15 protein-coding genes and 1 pseudogene are annotated in these 12,995 nt (G+C 40.2%); 10 read left to right on the top strand and 6 right to left on the bottom strand.

All coding sequences use genetic code 11. The features are described 5' to 3' along the window. Window positions 1-17 precede the first annotated feature (17 nt). Window positions 18-776 (top strand): hypothetical protein, encoded by a 759-nt coding sequence (locus RAM70_RS03565; RefSeq protein ID WP_045361266.1) that lies wholly within the window; start codon window positions 18-20, stop codon window positions 774-776. Window positions 777-781: 5 nt separating this feature from the next. Beyond that, window positions 782-1,033, top strand: a complete 252-nt coding sequence (locus RAM70_RS03570; protein ID WP_012266136.1) for a hypothetical protein — start codon at window positions 782-784, stop codon at window positions 1,031-1,033. A gap of 42 nt (window positions 1,034-1,075) precedes the next feature. On the opposite strand, the gene RAM70_RS03575 is transcribed toward RAM70_RS03570, so the two are convergent. The 5 genes from RAM70_RS03575 to RAM70_RS03595 form a co-directional block, all read right to left on the bottom strand. Continuing rightward, on the bottom strand, window positions 1,076-1,483 hold the full coding sequence (locus RAM70_RS03575) for a hypothetical protein (RefSeq protein WP_312672326.1): 408 nt from the start codon (window positions 1,481-1,483) through the stop codon (window positions 1,076-1,078). Next, window positions 1,483-3,423, bottom strand: coding sequence for an AAA family ATPase (locus RAM70_RS03580; RefSeq protein WP_312672328.1), 1,941 nt, complete (start codon window positions 3,421-3,423; stop codon window positions 1,483-1,485). The genes RAM70_RS03575 and RAM70_RS03580 overlap by 1 nt, the downstream gene beginning before the upstream one ends. Window positions 3,424-3,855: 432 nt before the next feature. After that, window positions 3,856-4,026: a hypothetical protein gene (locus RAM70_RS03585; RefSeq protein WP_190381420.1), complete on the bottom strand. Its 171-nt coding sequence runs from the start codon at window positions 4,024-4,026 to the stop codon at window positions 3,856-3,858. An 80-nt stretch (window positions 4,027-4,106) separates the two neighbouring features. Beyond that, window positions 4,107-6,158, bottom strand: a complete 2,052-nt coding sequence (locus tag RAM70_RS03590; RefSeq protein ID WP_052426737.1) for a DEAD/DEAH box helicase family protein — start codon at window positions 6,156-6,158, stop codon at window positions 4,107-4,109. A gap of 1 nt (window position 6,159) precedes the next feature. Next, window positions 6,160-6,486, bottom strand: a complete 327-nt coding sequence (locus tag RAM70_RS03595; protein WP_045361187.1) for a hypothetical protein — start codon at window positions 6,484-6,486, stop codon at window positions 6,160-6,162. Between the two features lie 326 nt (window positions 6,487-6,812). Here RAM70_RS03595 and RAM70_RS03600 point away from each other — a divergent pair, with 326 nt between their 5' ends. The 7 genes from RAM70_RS03600 (at window position 6,813) to RAM70_RS03630 (ending at window position 11,118) form a co-directional block, all read left to right on the top strand. Then, window positions 6,813-7,514, top strand: a complete 702-nt coding sequence (locus RAM70_RS03600) for a 16S rRNA (uracil(1498)-N(3))-methyltransferase (RefSeq protein ID WP_045361188.1) — start codon at window positions 6,813-6,815, stop codon at window positions 7,512-7,514. Window positions 7,515-7,529: 15 nt separating this feature from the next. Beyond that, a complete protein-coding gene (locus RAM70_RS03605; protein WP_045361190.1) occupies window positions 7,530-8,654 on the top strand; it encodes a hypothetical protein in 1,125 nt (374 codons plus the stop codon). Further along, window positions 8,651-9,280, top strand: coding sequence for a DUF6391 domain-containing protein (locus RAM70_RS03610; protein ID WP_045361192.1), 630 nt, complete (start codon window positions 8,651-8,653; stop codon window positions 9,278-9,280). The genes RAM70_RS03605 and RAM70_RS03610 overlap by 4 nt, the downstream gene beginning before the upstream one ends. A 77-nt stretch (window positions 9,281-9,357) precedes the next feature. Next, a complete protein-coding gene (locus tag RAM70_RS03615; protein ID WP_045361194.1) occupies window positions 9,358-9,591 on the top strand; it encodes a photosystem I reaction center subunit IV in 234 nt (77 codons plus the stop codon). A 135-nt stretch (window positions 9,592-9,726) separates the two neighbouring features. Then, complete coding sequence (locus tag RAM70_RS03620) at window positions 9,727-10,167, top strand: IS630 transposase-related protein (protein ID WP_312672026.1); 441 nt, start codon at window positions 9,727-9,729, stop codon at window positions 10,165-10,167. A gap of 112 nt (window positions 10,168-10,279) precedes the next feature. Beyond that, the gene (locus tag RAM70_RS03625) at window positions 10,280-10,663 is read left to right on the top strand and encodes a transposase (protein WP_312675792.1); all 384 of its coding nucleotides are present in this window, start codon (window positions 10,280-10,282) and stop codon (window positions 10,661-10,663) included. Window positions 10,664-10,692: 29 nt separating this feature from the next. After that, window positions 10,693-11,118 carry an IS630 transposase-related protein gene (locus tag RAM70_RS03630; protein WP_312672158.1) on the top strand — a complete coding sequence of 142 codons (426 nt, stop codon included), beginning with the start codon at window positions 10,693-10,695 and terminating at the stop codon, window positions 11,116-11,118. On the opposite strand, the pseudogene RAM70_RS03635 reads toward RAM70_RS03630, so the two are convergent. Beyond that, window positions 11,052-12,266, bottom strand: a pseudogene (locus RAM70_RS03635) (ISL3 family transposase). The gene RAM70_RS03630 and the pseudogene RAM70_RS03635 sit on opposite strands and share 67 nt — an antisense overlap. A 245-nt stretch (window positions 12,267-12,511) precedes the next feature. On the opposite strand from RAM70_RS03635, the gene RAM70_RS03640 reads away from it, so the two are divergent. Further along, on the top strand, window positions 12,512-12,994 hold the full coding sequence (locus RAM70_RS03640) for an IS630 family transposase (protein WP_235614858.1): 483 nt from the start codon (window positions 12,512-12,514) through the stop codon (window positions 12,992-12,994). Window position 12,995: the final 1 nt, after the last annotated feature.

Genomic DNA, 12,995 nt, shown 5'->3' on the forward strand with positions numbered 1-12,995 from the left:
CTTTAATCGCCACACCTATGGCCATCATCGCTCTGAAAGCTTGGTATCTGGACAAATACGAACCTATCCGCGAGGTTGTCAAACGTCCCCACGACTTGCGCTTAAGTCGCAATAGTCTCTTAAAATCGGGTTTAAGAGCCGATTTTCTCGATGATAGTCTGACAATACAGGGTTCTGTCTGGTTCCAACGCTATCTAGAAGGGGAAAGGGTGGAATTTTACCTCGAAGGTAGTGGCGGTTACGTCATCTCGAATATTGACCTGATTTCCCAAGAAATTTACTTTACTAAACAGGACCTCAGCGCTTGGTTGGATCCCGTCATTTATTTTAGCTCCCAAAGCCAATTTAAGGACTCTAGCACCGCTTTAAAAACAGTTTTGACCGAAACCGTCGAAAATCTCAATAAACGCTCCCGTTTGCCCTTAACCATCGAAGAAACGCCCCGAACTGAGGGCAATGTCACCAGATTGAGTGATAGTCAATTACGCAAAATCCGCAAAAGTTTATTATTTATCGCCGATGCTACGGCGATTAGTCAAAAGGAAACGGAATTACTGCCCAGTCCCCTAGTGGGTGTAGAATTAGGTTATGCGATCGCTTGTAAACAGGGCGGACAAATTCTGCTAACCTATCAAAATCGAGCGGAATTAAAGGGTAAACTGGCTTTTGACCTGCCAAGCTACCAAAAATTAATTTTCTCGGATCCTAGCGAATTGCGTCTCACCTTTCCGCCTTTAATGGCAACTTTATTACAAAAATTCAATCTGATTAGTTAAAAAAAATGAGTAGAAAAGCTGACGAGTACGCCGTACATTTGTTCTTAAGCAGTGGACATCGCGAGGAGGTCCGTTTTTTGACTATCCAAGAATTTCAAAAGTGGTACAGTAACGAATTAGTTCCGAAAGCCGATTCCCAGGATTTTATCAATGTTCCGATCAGAAATATCCAAGGGGAATATATGGTTTTACGTCCGGCTAGTATCGTCGCTATTCGCGTGGAACCCGTCTTTTTTGGCAGTGTGGAAAGAATGTAATTTGTCGTTATCGCTAAAAAAGATAGTTAGATGGAGAGAATTTCAGAGATTATTGATAATTCTCTCAATATCAGCTTGAATTTGATTGCTGACTTTGCCTTGCCAGCGTTCTTTTAATTCCCTTAATCCCACTTCTGCGTATTGACAGATCTTATCTAAAACTTCTTTGCCGTCGCTGGGTTGAGGATAGGAATTCTTTTTACAGATAATATAAATTCCTGCGGTTAAAGCTAAAATAACTTCTTGATCGATTTGACTAATATTAATTAAATCTTGTCGATTGCTCAGAGTGGTTCCGTAGATACTGAAGTCTTGTTTAATGGCAAAAGCAGCGGCGAATAAATAGGCATCTACCATGCGCTCAAAGGTTTTATTATCTTTTAGTACCTGTAGATAATTTCTGGAAGTTTCCGAGGCATAAATCTTCAAACTGGAATCGATTCTCTGCATTAGTAACTCTCCATCACTTCAATCACGGAAGCATCTTCATCGGCAGCTAAACGGTGTATTTTGAACATATCAGTAGTGTGGGGAAGCAGCAGATTTAAAAGTGGATCGGGAAGATCGCGATCGGTGGCTAAAATAATTACTTGGGAGTTTAAATTAGGGAGAGAGTTAATAATATTTTTTTGATGTTCTTCGTCTAAATGTCCGAAAGGTGTATCCATAATTAGGGGAACACAGGTATCGGTTATTTGATTTAAACTGGTGATAAAAGCAAAGGCTAAAGCTTCCTTTTCTCCCGCACTTAAGACATCGGGATTTAATAATTTTCCTGTGATAGTACGGATTCCTAAAGTGTATTCGGGAGTGATTTCTACTCCTCTATATTCCTCCGGTTTGTTGGTTACTTGTAAATAGCGATCGCTGGTTACTTGATTAATCATTTTTTGGGAATTATCGATATGCCATTCGATTAATTCGTTAGTGGCATTTTTTAAACCTCTGGCCATTTTAACCTGATTAGATAACATCAATGTGGTTTGATTTTCACTAGCTAAAATTTCCACTTCTTTGCGTAAATTTTCTAATTGCTTTTCTTTGATTTCAATTTCCTTTTGCAAGCGTTCGATCCTTTCTTCACTCTCATTGACTTTTCGTTCCCATTCGTCAACTTTTCGCCAAATATCCCTTGCCGAGTCTTGATTTATTCCCGTGGTTTCCTGTTTTAGCTGTTTAATATGTTGCTTAATTTCTTCCATTTCTTCTTCTAAAAGATCTCTTTGCAAAAGTAATTGACTATAATTGCTAAATTTGGCATTATCTCGGATAATTCCCTGTAAATCAATTCTAATTTGGTCTTTTTCTATTCTGGTGGCGTTGTCCACTTCTAAGGACTCTAGTTCGGCAATTTGTTGCAGGATAAAGTCACGAGAATTTTGATCTAAACAACGACCACATAGACAGCTTTCGTCGTCAAGTATTGCTTTTAAAACTGCTGTAGAATTAGTTTTATAGGTGCTTTTTAAGCTAGTAACTTGCAAATCGTCAGCCATTTCCTGCACAAAGTTAATCAGCAAAGGTATCGAAGCTTTTTTTAACCAAGAATCGATAGACTTTTGTAGGTTATTTAACTGAGTTTGTAAACCGATACGCTTTTTCTCTAAGTCATGAATTTCCTCTTGTTTTTCTCGTAAACCTTCAATCTGTGCGGCTTTTTCTTGAGCATCATGATGGATAATTTTAGCATTTTTTTCCTCATCTTTAGCATTTTTAAGCTGACCTTTTTGAAGGTCAAGGTCTCCTTCTAATTCTCGCAATTGTTTTCTCTTATCTTTTAAAGTTTGACTGGTTCCCTCTGCTTTGTTTAAACGGTTTTCTAATTCTTGCAAGGCTTTTTCTGTATCATCGCGCAGATTTCTTAATTCAGGGATACCCAAAACTTTTTCAATTGCTTCTTTTGCTTCTTTAGTTTGGGTTATCTGGGTATATTGTTCAATTTTTAAGCCATCAAAACAGAAAAAATCTCGAATAGATTTAGGAAGCAATGCTTCGATATATTCCCTAGAGTTACTTCTCATGGTTCCATCTTCATAAAATAATGCTTCCTCTACGCTGGGATAAGAAGTGCTACCATTAACTTTTAATTTCGCTGTGCGACTGATAAAGTAATTTTTCTCGTTTCTAGTAAAATTTAATTCTACCCGCATTTCTCTTGCCGGTGAAGAATCATCCTTACCTCGATAAAAATAGGTTTTCAGAGTCTCTTTAGATACAATATCTACCCCATAGAGACACCATAAAATCGCCGTCATCAGAGAAGTTTTACCGTGGCCATTATTACCGAAGATGATCTGAATTTTTCTGTCGGGATGCAGGTTAAAAGTAATATTTTGACTGGGATAACATTTCCAATTAGTTAAGCGAATTTGTTTCAGTCTCAAAGTCATAATAACTCTTGTAAAAATCAAAAATTTTGTGGTTGGTTAGGAGTCAGTAGCCAGTAGTCAGTAATCAGGAGAATTAAGAATGAATAATAATCAATTAAATGGTTTATTTAGATATTTTATGCAACTTAATATTTATTTTTGTCGTTTTTAAACTACCAAAAATAAATGTAACCGTTCAGGGGGGGGATGTCAAGCCGCCAGTGGCATTGACTCTGTGGAAGGACTCTCCTGGGGCAGCAGAGAAGGAGAAGAACTGCCTTTCCTAGAGGCATGGATACTACTCTCCCACAGTAGCCGCTCTTTTCTACGCCTTTTTAGATTATCAGATTTTGTCCCCCCCTGAACTAGGGTTGATTCATTGTAGGGTTGATTCATGAATCAACCCTACCCCCTGAACAGTTACAAATAAATTAGGCAAGATATCTATAAAATTTATGATTGTGAGGAGTCGGTATATTTTTCGATAAGTTCGACAATTTTAGGTGATAGCCGCCGATTTTTTAGAGTAATTTTTTCTACTTCTAAAGCCATGGCTTCCCCCAGCAGTTGGGCAGGTATCTCATATTTTTGTGCTAGTTCTTTAATTTTAGCAGTTATGTCCATGAATTTTTTGGGGGTTGGGGAGTGGGGATTGTCAAGTCTTAACTCTTATTTGCCAAGAGATACCTTGATGAGGATAAATTTTATAACAGATCTGAGTAGGTAAGGCCATAGTAACTTAATTCTTGGACTAATCTGTTGATAACTGTAGCTTGATTGCTGGCTGCCCGGGCAAAATCAATAACTCTTTTGATCTCCGATGCAATTAATTTTACCTCACCATCGCCCCAAGGAGGAACCACCAAGACATCGATTAAAGTCGCTTTCTTCTTGGCCACGGCTGCCCGGAGAATTCTGCCGCGACGTTGAATAAATTGACGAGGAGAAGCATCGGCAGCGAGGATAATTCCCTGACTGACTTGTGGGATATCAACTCCCTCATCGAGACATTTTACTGCCACTAATGCGTCAAGATTTCCCGAAGATAACTGTGATAATAACATAACTCGATCGCTGTCTAAGGAACTATAGCGAGCGACTCTTTTTCCCTGACGCGCCAATCGGGTACTAATAGCAGTTGCTTGGGCAATATCGGCACAATAAATTAGTGTTTGTTCTAAGGTGTGTTCAGCCAGAATACGATCAATTATAGTTAATTTTGCCCCCGCTGCTTTAATTAATTGCGCCCGTTGAATTAATAAATAATTCACCTTTTGACTGTCTTCTTGGGTAGATAAGCGAGCAATTTTTGCCGTTAACTGACGATATTTTTCCTGTTCTTCTTCTGCGAGATAGGTGACATAAACGTGATAATCGTACTCGCACAAAATACCCTGCTGAATAGCTAACTCTAACCCGTATTCATAGACAATTCCCCCAAAATAATCTAAAACTTTTTCCGTACCGAGTTCATCGTAGGCACGCAAAGGAGTTGCTGATAAACCCAAACGATAACTAAAATCATCGCGTAAAAGACGCTGATAAACTCCCGCACCAGTAGCGTGAACTTCATCGGCAATTAATAAAGATTCTTTTGGCAAACCTCCCGCATCAGTAATTAAATCACTAACGGTATTTTTAGCTAACTCTCCATAGGTTCCCACCACAATTACAGGATATCTCTGAGAGGGCAATTCTTGATGATTAATTAACCGTAATTTGCGAAATAAAACCTCACGCCAAGCACGAGAATTACCCATCGCTACCACAGGAAAAGCATAGGTAGTTCGACAGTTTAATTCTTTCACCCACTGCTGGACTAATTCTTTAGTGGGTACAGCGATAACAATTAATTCTAACCTTGATAAACCACTAGCTGCCGCTAGGGCTGTAATCGTTTTTCCCGCCCCTGTTGCCATGGCGAGTATCCCCTGATATTTGGCTTGTTTCCAGGCACTTATTGCCTCAATTTGACGGGGCTGGGGTGTTATTTTTAGAGGAGAGGATAACTGATATTTGCCGGTATCGGCGGCAACTTTAAAAGTTTTTTTGCTACTGCTATCGGGTTCGGTAGTGGGTGGAAAATCAGGACGAAATTTTAAGAGAGATTGGGCTGCTGCTGCGGGAAAATCCCAAATATCTAGATGGGGAGTTTGATTGTGCCAGAGTTTTTCAAAATTATCAATTTTTCTCTGAACTCTTAGCTGTTCCTGAGATTGCCAAGAGCGAAAAATATCGATACACTCGAAATTATCCTGTAAACTGCTGTGACTTTCATTCGCAGAACCAGTAAAAGCGATCGCATTTTCAAAAGCATCAATAAATAGGCCTAACTTTTCATGATATAAGCCAAAATTAACTAAGTTTTTGGGAATGGCTAATTTTATTTCTAAGACTCCCTGACTTAATAGCCACGCTAAACAGGCAAAACGATTTTTAGTAATTTCGTCTAAGTCAATCTCCAGAACAGATAATAAAGATTTATTAATCACTTCTTCCCTTTGCTTTAATCCCTGGCTAATGGCCTCGATATCTTCTTTCGAGAGATAGGGAGAAGCAATTAAACGCATTTTTCCCCCTCCGCGAATTAAAGCAGTTAATCCTTTAGCTAGAGAGACAAGGGAAGAACTAGAAAAAAAGCCGACTGCTCGACAATAGAGGGTAGATTGTGCTAAACAAGGTAGATAAAAATCGGCAATGAGATTATGGCGATCACTGCGATATTCTTCTAATAGGTCTAATTGTTGTAATGGCAATTTAAATTCCTCCTCGATCTCGTTTTAGATCATAAATAACTTTTTCATAACACCAGCTTTTACTGCGTTGGGGATTTCTCAATCTAATATTTAAAAGCAATCGAGTCGCTAAAGCTTTATCTCCATTCACGAGGGTTAAAAGTTCTCTTTCTAAGTAGAAAAGTTTAGGCTGACTGATTGGCAAATTTTGACGATTATTTTTAGAAGTGAATCTTTTCGGTTTAGTGGAGGATAAAGATAGGGTATCGACCAACCACCAGATAGCTACAGCTAACCCCAACAAAAGCACCCCAGTAAAAGAGTATAAAACGATGCCTAGTAAATTCATTAATCAATTCCCGTGTTTGTTAATGATCAAGGTTTTAGGCTAATCTACCCTACACAAAAACACCATATAGCGTTTTTCAGTCTGCTGAGGTACAAAAGTTATGGGTTTTAGGCAAAAGGCAAGAGGCAAAAGTCAAAAGGGAAGAAAAATATGTGTACCTCACTAGCTTATAGCGGTGTGCAGTCGTATTAGGTACAGTGTCACAAGCTATAAACCATGCTAGGCAAAGCTTGGTCTGTATCTCACTCAAGCGCTTACCGCTATAAAAGCTAAAATAGATAGCTGACAGTGATTCTGCTCACAATAGCAATATAGACTAAACCGCCTTGTATTACCGTCTTCTTCTCGATTTTAACACCCTAGAAAACGGGTTAATTGCCTTAACATCCGAACAAAGTCATTATCTTAAAAAAGTTGTTCGTTTAAAATCCCATGACCATTTTATTGCCCTAAATGGACAAGGACAAGCGTGGTTAGCAGAAATAATTGATAATTCGGCCCATCTTTTAGAAGCGATAAACGAAACTACCGAACTACCAGTACAAGTGAATTTAATGGTAGCAATTCCCAAAAATGGCTTTGATGATATCGTCCGCGCTGCCACCGAATTAGGAGTTTATCGGATTATCCCGCTGCTAACAGAACGCGGTTTAGTTAATCCTAGTCCTCAAAAAATTGACCGTTGGCGAAAAATTGCCCGGGAAGCTGTAGAACAATCAGAAAGACAGATTATTCCTATTATCGAAGAACCACAACCATTTTTAGCAATCCTTAAGCGGGGAGCTAACCCACAGACAACTTGTTATATTGGTGTTACCCGTAGAACAGTGGCCCCGCTACTTTCTCAATTGCAAACATCAACCGAGATAACTATTGCCATCGGACCGGAAGGGGGATGGACGGAGGCAGAAATAGAACAAGCGCTCGCCGCTGATTTTCTGCCTGTATCACTGGGAAAACGCATTTTGAGAACAATTACCGCTCCCTTAGTGGCTCTTGCTATCATTAACGCCTATTTAGACAGCTAATTGATTGGAGTTTCTATGTTCAAAGAAATTGCTGAAGCACTCGACCGTCAAGACTATCAAACTGCCGCCCGTCTTGTCAACGACTTCCAGACCCTAGAAAACGATAACCCTTGGCTGAAATTCTACCAAGCGCGTTTAAGCGAAATCAAGGGAGAAATCGGACTAGCAGGGCAAGAATACCGAAAAATGTTGCAAGTTAGCACTAATCCTCAACTTATCGCCCAAATTCGTCAAGGAATCGCCCGCTTAGAAGCGATTGAACGGGTGGAAGTGGAACAGCAACAACAACAGCGACAGGCTGCCCTCGAAAAAGCCAAAACCAACCCTAGTAATCGAGAAATGGGGCTGTTAATTCTTGAACCGGTGGCTAACGAAGAAAAACAGCCCTTAGCCCAAAAATTTGCCCAAATATTTAAAATAGATGCCTATAGCGCCCGCTTACAAATCCCTAGCCGTTCGTGGCGCTTGTATCGAGTCGGGGCGATGGCAGAATTAGCAATATATGTTCACGACTTGCAAAAAGAAGGAATTCCCTGTTTTTGCCAGCCAATTACAGCGATTAACCGGCCTAGGGTCTATTTAGCTCGATATTTCCGGGCTATCCAACCAGAAGCCACCCTAGTCTATCAATCTTCCCATAGCGACCTAACCGCAAGTATAACTTTTGATTGGTCAGAAGTTACCGCCGTGGTAGAGGGAATCTTGCCGATTTTTGGGGAATGTGTCGATATGGATGCGCGCCGCAATCAAGTGAGAAAAATTAGTATTCTTGATTATGCCCAGATTATTGATCTACATTTGAAAAAACAGGATTTAATTATTCGTATTTGCGATCACCATTACCACTTTCAAGCGGGGATTACTTTTTCCGACCACCAACAAAGTCGGGAAAGACAGACCACCAATCGGGATAACTGGAATCATTTCGCTTCTTACCTAAAACAACAACTAGCAGCAGTTCCCCTGTGGTCAGATTTTCCAGCTTTTGCCGAAACCACCGCCGATTTTTACGAATTACTGCCTATGGTCAATCCCCATTTGGACTTATTACGCATTGAAGACACCTACTGGGACACCGCCTTTCAACTCTATAGCGCCCTCATCTTTCTCGAAAAAACTCCCCCTACCGCAACTTTATGACCCCTAGTAGCCCTTCTAACCCCTCTTTCGACTGGTTTAACCCCTCGCCCCAGCAAGACAGCGATTTACTGGCACAAATCGGCTTTATCCCCGGTTTCAAAGAATTTCTCACCCTGCGACAGGTTCACGCCTTGGAACACGCCACCGTCTGGGTATTAAGCGAAATGGCCGCCCGTCGTCAATCCCCTTTTGACCATTCCCCAGCGGATAACGAGGCCCTGGGGGGACTCTCCACCGATAGGGGTTTTTATCTCTACGGACAGGTTAATACAAATGAACTGCAAATTGCGGCCAAACAGGCACTCCATCGTCTCAAAAATGGCGAGGGGCAATTGGCATTACATCCGCGTTGTGGCACCAATTTATCGGTAACTTTAGCCTTAACCGCCGGCTTAGTCTTAGGAACTCATCTTATCTTCCCCAGAGGTCCGATTTCTCAGTTATTAGGCTTAGGTTTAGCCACCGCCACCGCTTTTCAAATCGGGCCAGATGTGGGAATGTCGGCCCAAAAATACCTGACCACAGCCATTCCCTTTAACTTAACAATCGTTAATATTGCACCAAAGGCAGACCTATGGGGACGTTCGGGGCATTTCGTCCAAACAGAGTGGCAAGATTTGCAATAAAACTTAAAGTAAAAACCCTTTCGGCAAATTCGCTCTGATTGTAACCTGTTAACTAAACCCTAAAAAAAACAACACCTATGCCTGGAATCGAACGCGGAGCCAAAGTTAGAATCAAACGTAAAGAGTCTTACTGGTACAACGATGTGGGAACCGTAGCCAGTGTTGATAAAAGTGGTATCCTCTATCCCGTTATCGTTCGTTTTGACACTGTTAACTACAACGGTTTTAGTGGTAGCGCCAGTGGACTGAATACCAATAACTTCGCTGAAAGTGAATTGGAACTCGTTAAGGCTGCCCCCGCTAAGAAATAAAGCTGAGTAAAATTCGGCCTATCATCACTGACTGACTGACAGGAATTCTCTCTTGTTGGTCGGTTTTTTTATAGCTATAGCAAAGAGCGGGATAGTTAGGACATAATAGAGAAAAAGAAATGAGGAGAAGCTTTCATGGCAGCACCCTATAGTGATGATTTAAGACAGAAAGCAGTGAGTGCCGTAGAGCGAGGGGAGAAAAAAAGCCATGTCTGTCGCACCCTCAATATTAGTCGTAATACATTAGACCTATGGCTGAAACGGAAGAAACAAACTGGGACGGTGGCCGCTAAAACTAACTATCGTCGAGGGCCGAAGCCCAAAATTGACGATTTAGAAGCCTTTCAAAAGTTGGCCGAACAATATGGGCATTTGACCCAAGAAAAAATGGCGCAAAAATGGGCTAACCCAGTCAGTAGGATGAGAATTGGTCAAGCGCTCAAAAGAATTGGATTTACTAGAAAAAAAAAACTTATGGCTACAGAGAAAGAGATGAAGAAGCCCGAAAAGAGTTTCTCCAAAAAATCAGAGGTTATGCCCCGGAAAGATTTGTCTATATTGATGAAGCTGGAATAGATAAGTACCTAAGCAAAATTAATTACACATATCTAAACACCTCTTGCAAGAGGCACTCTTGCCTCTTGCCTATCTTCACTAGGAAATTAATTTTGCACGACTACTTAACACCATCGATTACCCTTATGGATATTGTCACAAATCAGAAAGATTTGAGGCTTTAAAGTTAGGTCACTGTAGCGAAAGAGTTAGTGTGATCAGCGGTTGGTGGCGTGGTTCCACTATCGCGCCAATGGTGTTTGAGGGGTACTGTAATACAGAGTTGGTGTGTGAGTGGATAGAACAATTGCTATTACCCGAACTACTACCCGGTCAAATTATCATCATTGATAACGCCAGTTTTCATCCCAAAGAGAGAATCAAAAAATTGTTAGCTAAAGCGGGATGTGAAGTGCTATTTTTACCCGCCTATTCTCCAGATATCAACAAAATTGAAAAGTTCTGGGCTAGATTGAAAAACTATGTTATAGCAAAGAGCGGGATAGTTAGGACATAATAGAGAAAAAGAAATGAGGAGAAGCTTTCATGGCAGCACCCTATAGTGATGATTTAAGACAGAAAGCAGTGAGTGCCGTAGAGCGAGGGGAGAAAAAAAGCCATGTCTGTCGCACCCTCAATATTAGTCGTAATACATTAGACCTATGGCTGAAACGGAAGAAACAAACTGGGACGGTGGCCGCTAAAACTAACTATCGTCGAGGGCCGAAGCCCAAAATTGACGATTTAGAAGCCTTTCAAAAGTTGGCCGAACAATATGGGCATTTGACCCAAGAAAAAATGGCGCAAAAATGGGCTAACCCAGTCAGTAGGATGAGAATTGGTCAAGCGCTCAAAAGAATTGGATTTACTAGAAAAAAAGGCTCTTCGTTACTCTTTATGCTAAATCAACAGACAAGATGCCAAGATAACATACTTCTAACCCAAAAATTCCGAAAGTTTCTAAAGCCATAGCCTCGCCGTTTTATTAGTTTAAGTTTATTGTTGATTCCCTCGACTAATCCATTCGTTGTTCTTCGCTCGAAATAACTAATGATTTCTCCAAACCAGTTTCGGATTGTTTGACAACTCTTGGTAAAAACAATGGAGGATTTTGCCAACCATTCCGAGATAGATAGCAGTCCTTCTGTCGGATTCTCTGAGGTTTCATAAATCTTTCTGAATTCTTCCTTTAATTCCGGCATCTTTTTCAAATTTGGCCAATTTTCTTTGATAGCTTCTCGTTTAATTTTTTGGGGTTCCGTTCAATCTTCTTCATTTTTTAATAGGCTATATTTACTTCGCTTTAAAACTTCTAGCTTCGCTTCTTTTTCCGCTTTCTGTTTTTTATTTTTCTGCGCTTCTACGGCTCTTTTTTCTGCTCTTCTCTGTTCGTCTAACTCTTGATTAATTTGTTTCATTACATGGAATCTATCGGCGACTAATTCAACCGATGACATCAATTCTTTCACCAAATTTTTATAGGGCAACCAAAGGTCTATGCTCACTTCTTCAATTGGCTCTAACACCTCTTTTCCCCAGCCTGTAAGCGTTTTTCTCAACTCCTCTTGTGTTCGCTTCTCTAGAATAGCTATTAGTTTTCCCGTATCTAAATTTACTAAAACCGCACAGTAATTTTTTTGTCCTTTGACTAGAGCGATTTCATCAATTCCTAGTCTTTTTAATTCCGATAGGTCTGGCTCGGTAATTTCTTCAGCAATGTCCTCTAGCCTTCTTTGAATCTCTTCTTCCGTTACGTCATTTATTCGACTAACATTTAAAATATCTCCTGATTTTAATTGTTCGAGTATATTTTCGGCTAGTCTTTTCGTATAGGTTCGTTTACTGGCGACAAAATCTAACTCTTCGCTCAAGGGTTTTCGACAATTATCGCACTTAAATTGACGACGATTAACTTGTAGGTACACTGGTTGTCCTGAGATTGGTAAATCTTTGACTAAATATCGATGATTTTGGTGTAGTTTATCGCTCTCTAACCCACAACGAGGACAGATTGCTTTTTTCTTTTTCGATTCGACTGGTCAAACTATACCGACATTTTCTAGGTGTCGATAGCCTTGAATAGAGGTTCCTTCTAGGTTCAAAAATTTGTCAAGTATCATAAGTAAAATACTCTGGTTTTTGGCTATTATATCAAATCTTAACTCGATTGTCTATCTTTTGGTATTAACCTGTTTGTGTCTAAAATCTCTCCCTGTATAAATTTCAGCTATTTTTGAGCGTAGGCACTATCATCGAATTTTATTTGAAGTTAATTATTTGCATAACAATTACCGAAGAGCCGTAAAAAAAAACTTATGGCTACAGAGAAAGAGATGAAGAAGCCCGAAAAGAGTTTCTCCAAAAAATCAGAGGTTATGCCCCGGAAAGATTTGTCTATATTGATGAAGCTGGAATAGATAACACCATCGATTATCCTTATGGATATTGTCACAAATCAGAAAGATTTGAGGCTTTAAAGTTAGGTCACTGTAGCGAACGAGTTAGTGTGATCAGCGGTTGGTGGCGTGGTTCCACGATCGCGCCAATGGTGTTTGAGGGGTACTGTAATACAGAGTTGGTGTGTGAGTGGATAGAACAATTGCTATTACCCGAACTACTACCCGGTCAAATTATCATCATTGATAACGCCAGTTTTCATCCCAAAGAGAGAATCAAAAAATTGTTAGCTAAAGCGGGATGTGAAGTGCTATTTTTACCCGCCTATTCTCCAGACCTCAACAAAATTGAAAAGTTCTGGGCTAGATTGAAAAACTATGTTAGTCAGATTATCAATGATAGTGAAAACCTTGTGGATGCTGTGAGTAAAGCCTTCAGGCATCTGTCCTAAC

This window comes from Microcystis wesenbergii NRERC-220 (assembly GCF_032027425.1).
GTDB classification, from domain to species: domain Bacteria; phylum Cyanobacteriota; class Cyanobacteriia; order Cyanobacteriales; family Microcystaceae; genus Microcystis; species Microcystis wesenbergii_A.

Excerpts from the sequence above, each read along its gene's own strand:
- RAM70_RS03565 (WP_045361266.1), top strand. The coding sequence starts at position 18 with ATGGCCATCATCGCTCTGAAAGCTTGGTATCTGGACAAATACGAACCT.
- RAM70_RS03570 (WP_012266136.1), top strand. The coding sequence starts at position 782 with ATGAGTAGAAAAGCTGACGAGTACGCCGTACATTTGTTCTTAAGCAGT.
- RAM70_RS03575 (WP_312672326.1), bottom strand. The coding sequence starts at position 1,483 with ATGCAGAGAATCGATTCCAGTTTGAAGATTTATGCCTCGGAAACTTCC.
- RAM70_RS03580 (WP_312672328.1), bottom strand. The coding sequence starts at position 3,423 with ATGACTTTGAGACTGAAACAAATTCGCTTAACTAATTGGAAATGTTAT.
- RAM70_RS03585 (WP_190381420.1), bottom strand. The coding sequence starts at position 4,026 with ATGGACATAACTGCTAAAATTAAAGAACTAGCACAAAAATATGAGATA.
- RAM70_RS03595 (WP_045361187.1), bottom strand. The coding sequence starts at position 6,486 with ATGAATTTACTAGGCATCGTTTTATACTCTTTTACTGGGGTGCTTTTG.
- RAM70_RS03605 (WP_045361190.1), top strand. The coding sequence starts at position 7,530 with ATGTTCAAAGAAATTGCTGAAGCACTCGACCGTCAAGACTATCAAACT.
- RAM70_RS03610 (WP_045361192.1), top strand. The coding sequence starts at position 8,651 with ATGACCCCTAGTAGCCCTTCTAACCCCTCTTTCGACTGGTTTAACCCC.
- RAM70_RS03615 (WP_045361194.1), top strand. The coding sequence starts at position 9,358 with ATGCCTGGAATCGAACGCGGAGCCAAAGTTAGAATCAAACGTAAAGAG.
- RAM70_RS03620 (WP_312672026.1), top strand. The coding sequence starts at position 9,727 with ATGGCAGCACCCTATAGTGATGATTTAAGACAGAAAGCAGTGAGTGCC.
- RAM70_RS03630 (WP_312672158.1), top strand. The coding sequence starts at position 10,693 with ATGGCAGCACCCTATAGTGATGATTTAAGACAGAAAGCAGTGAGTGCC.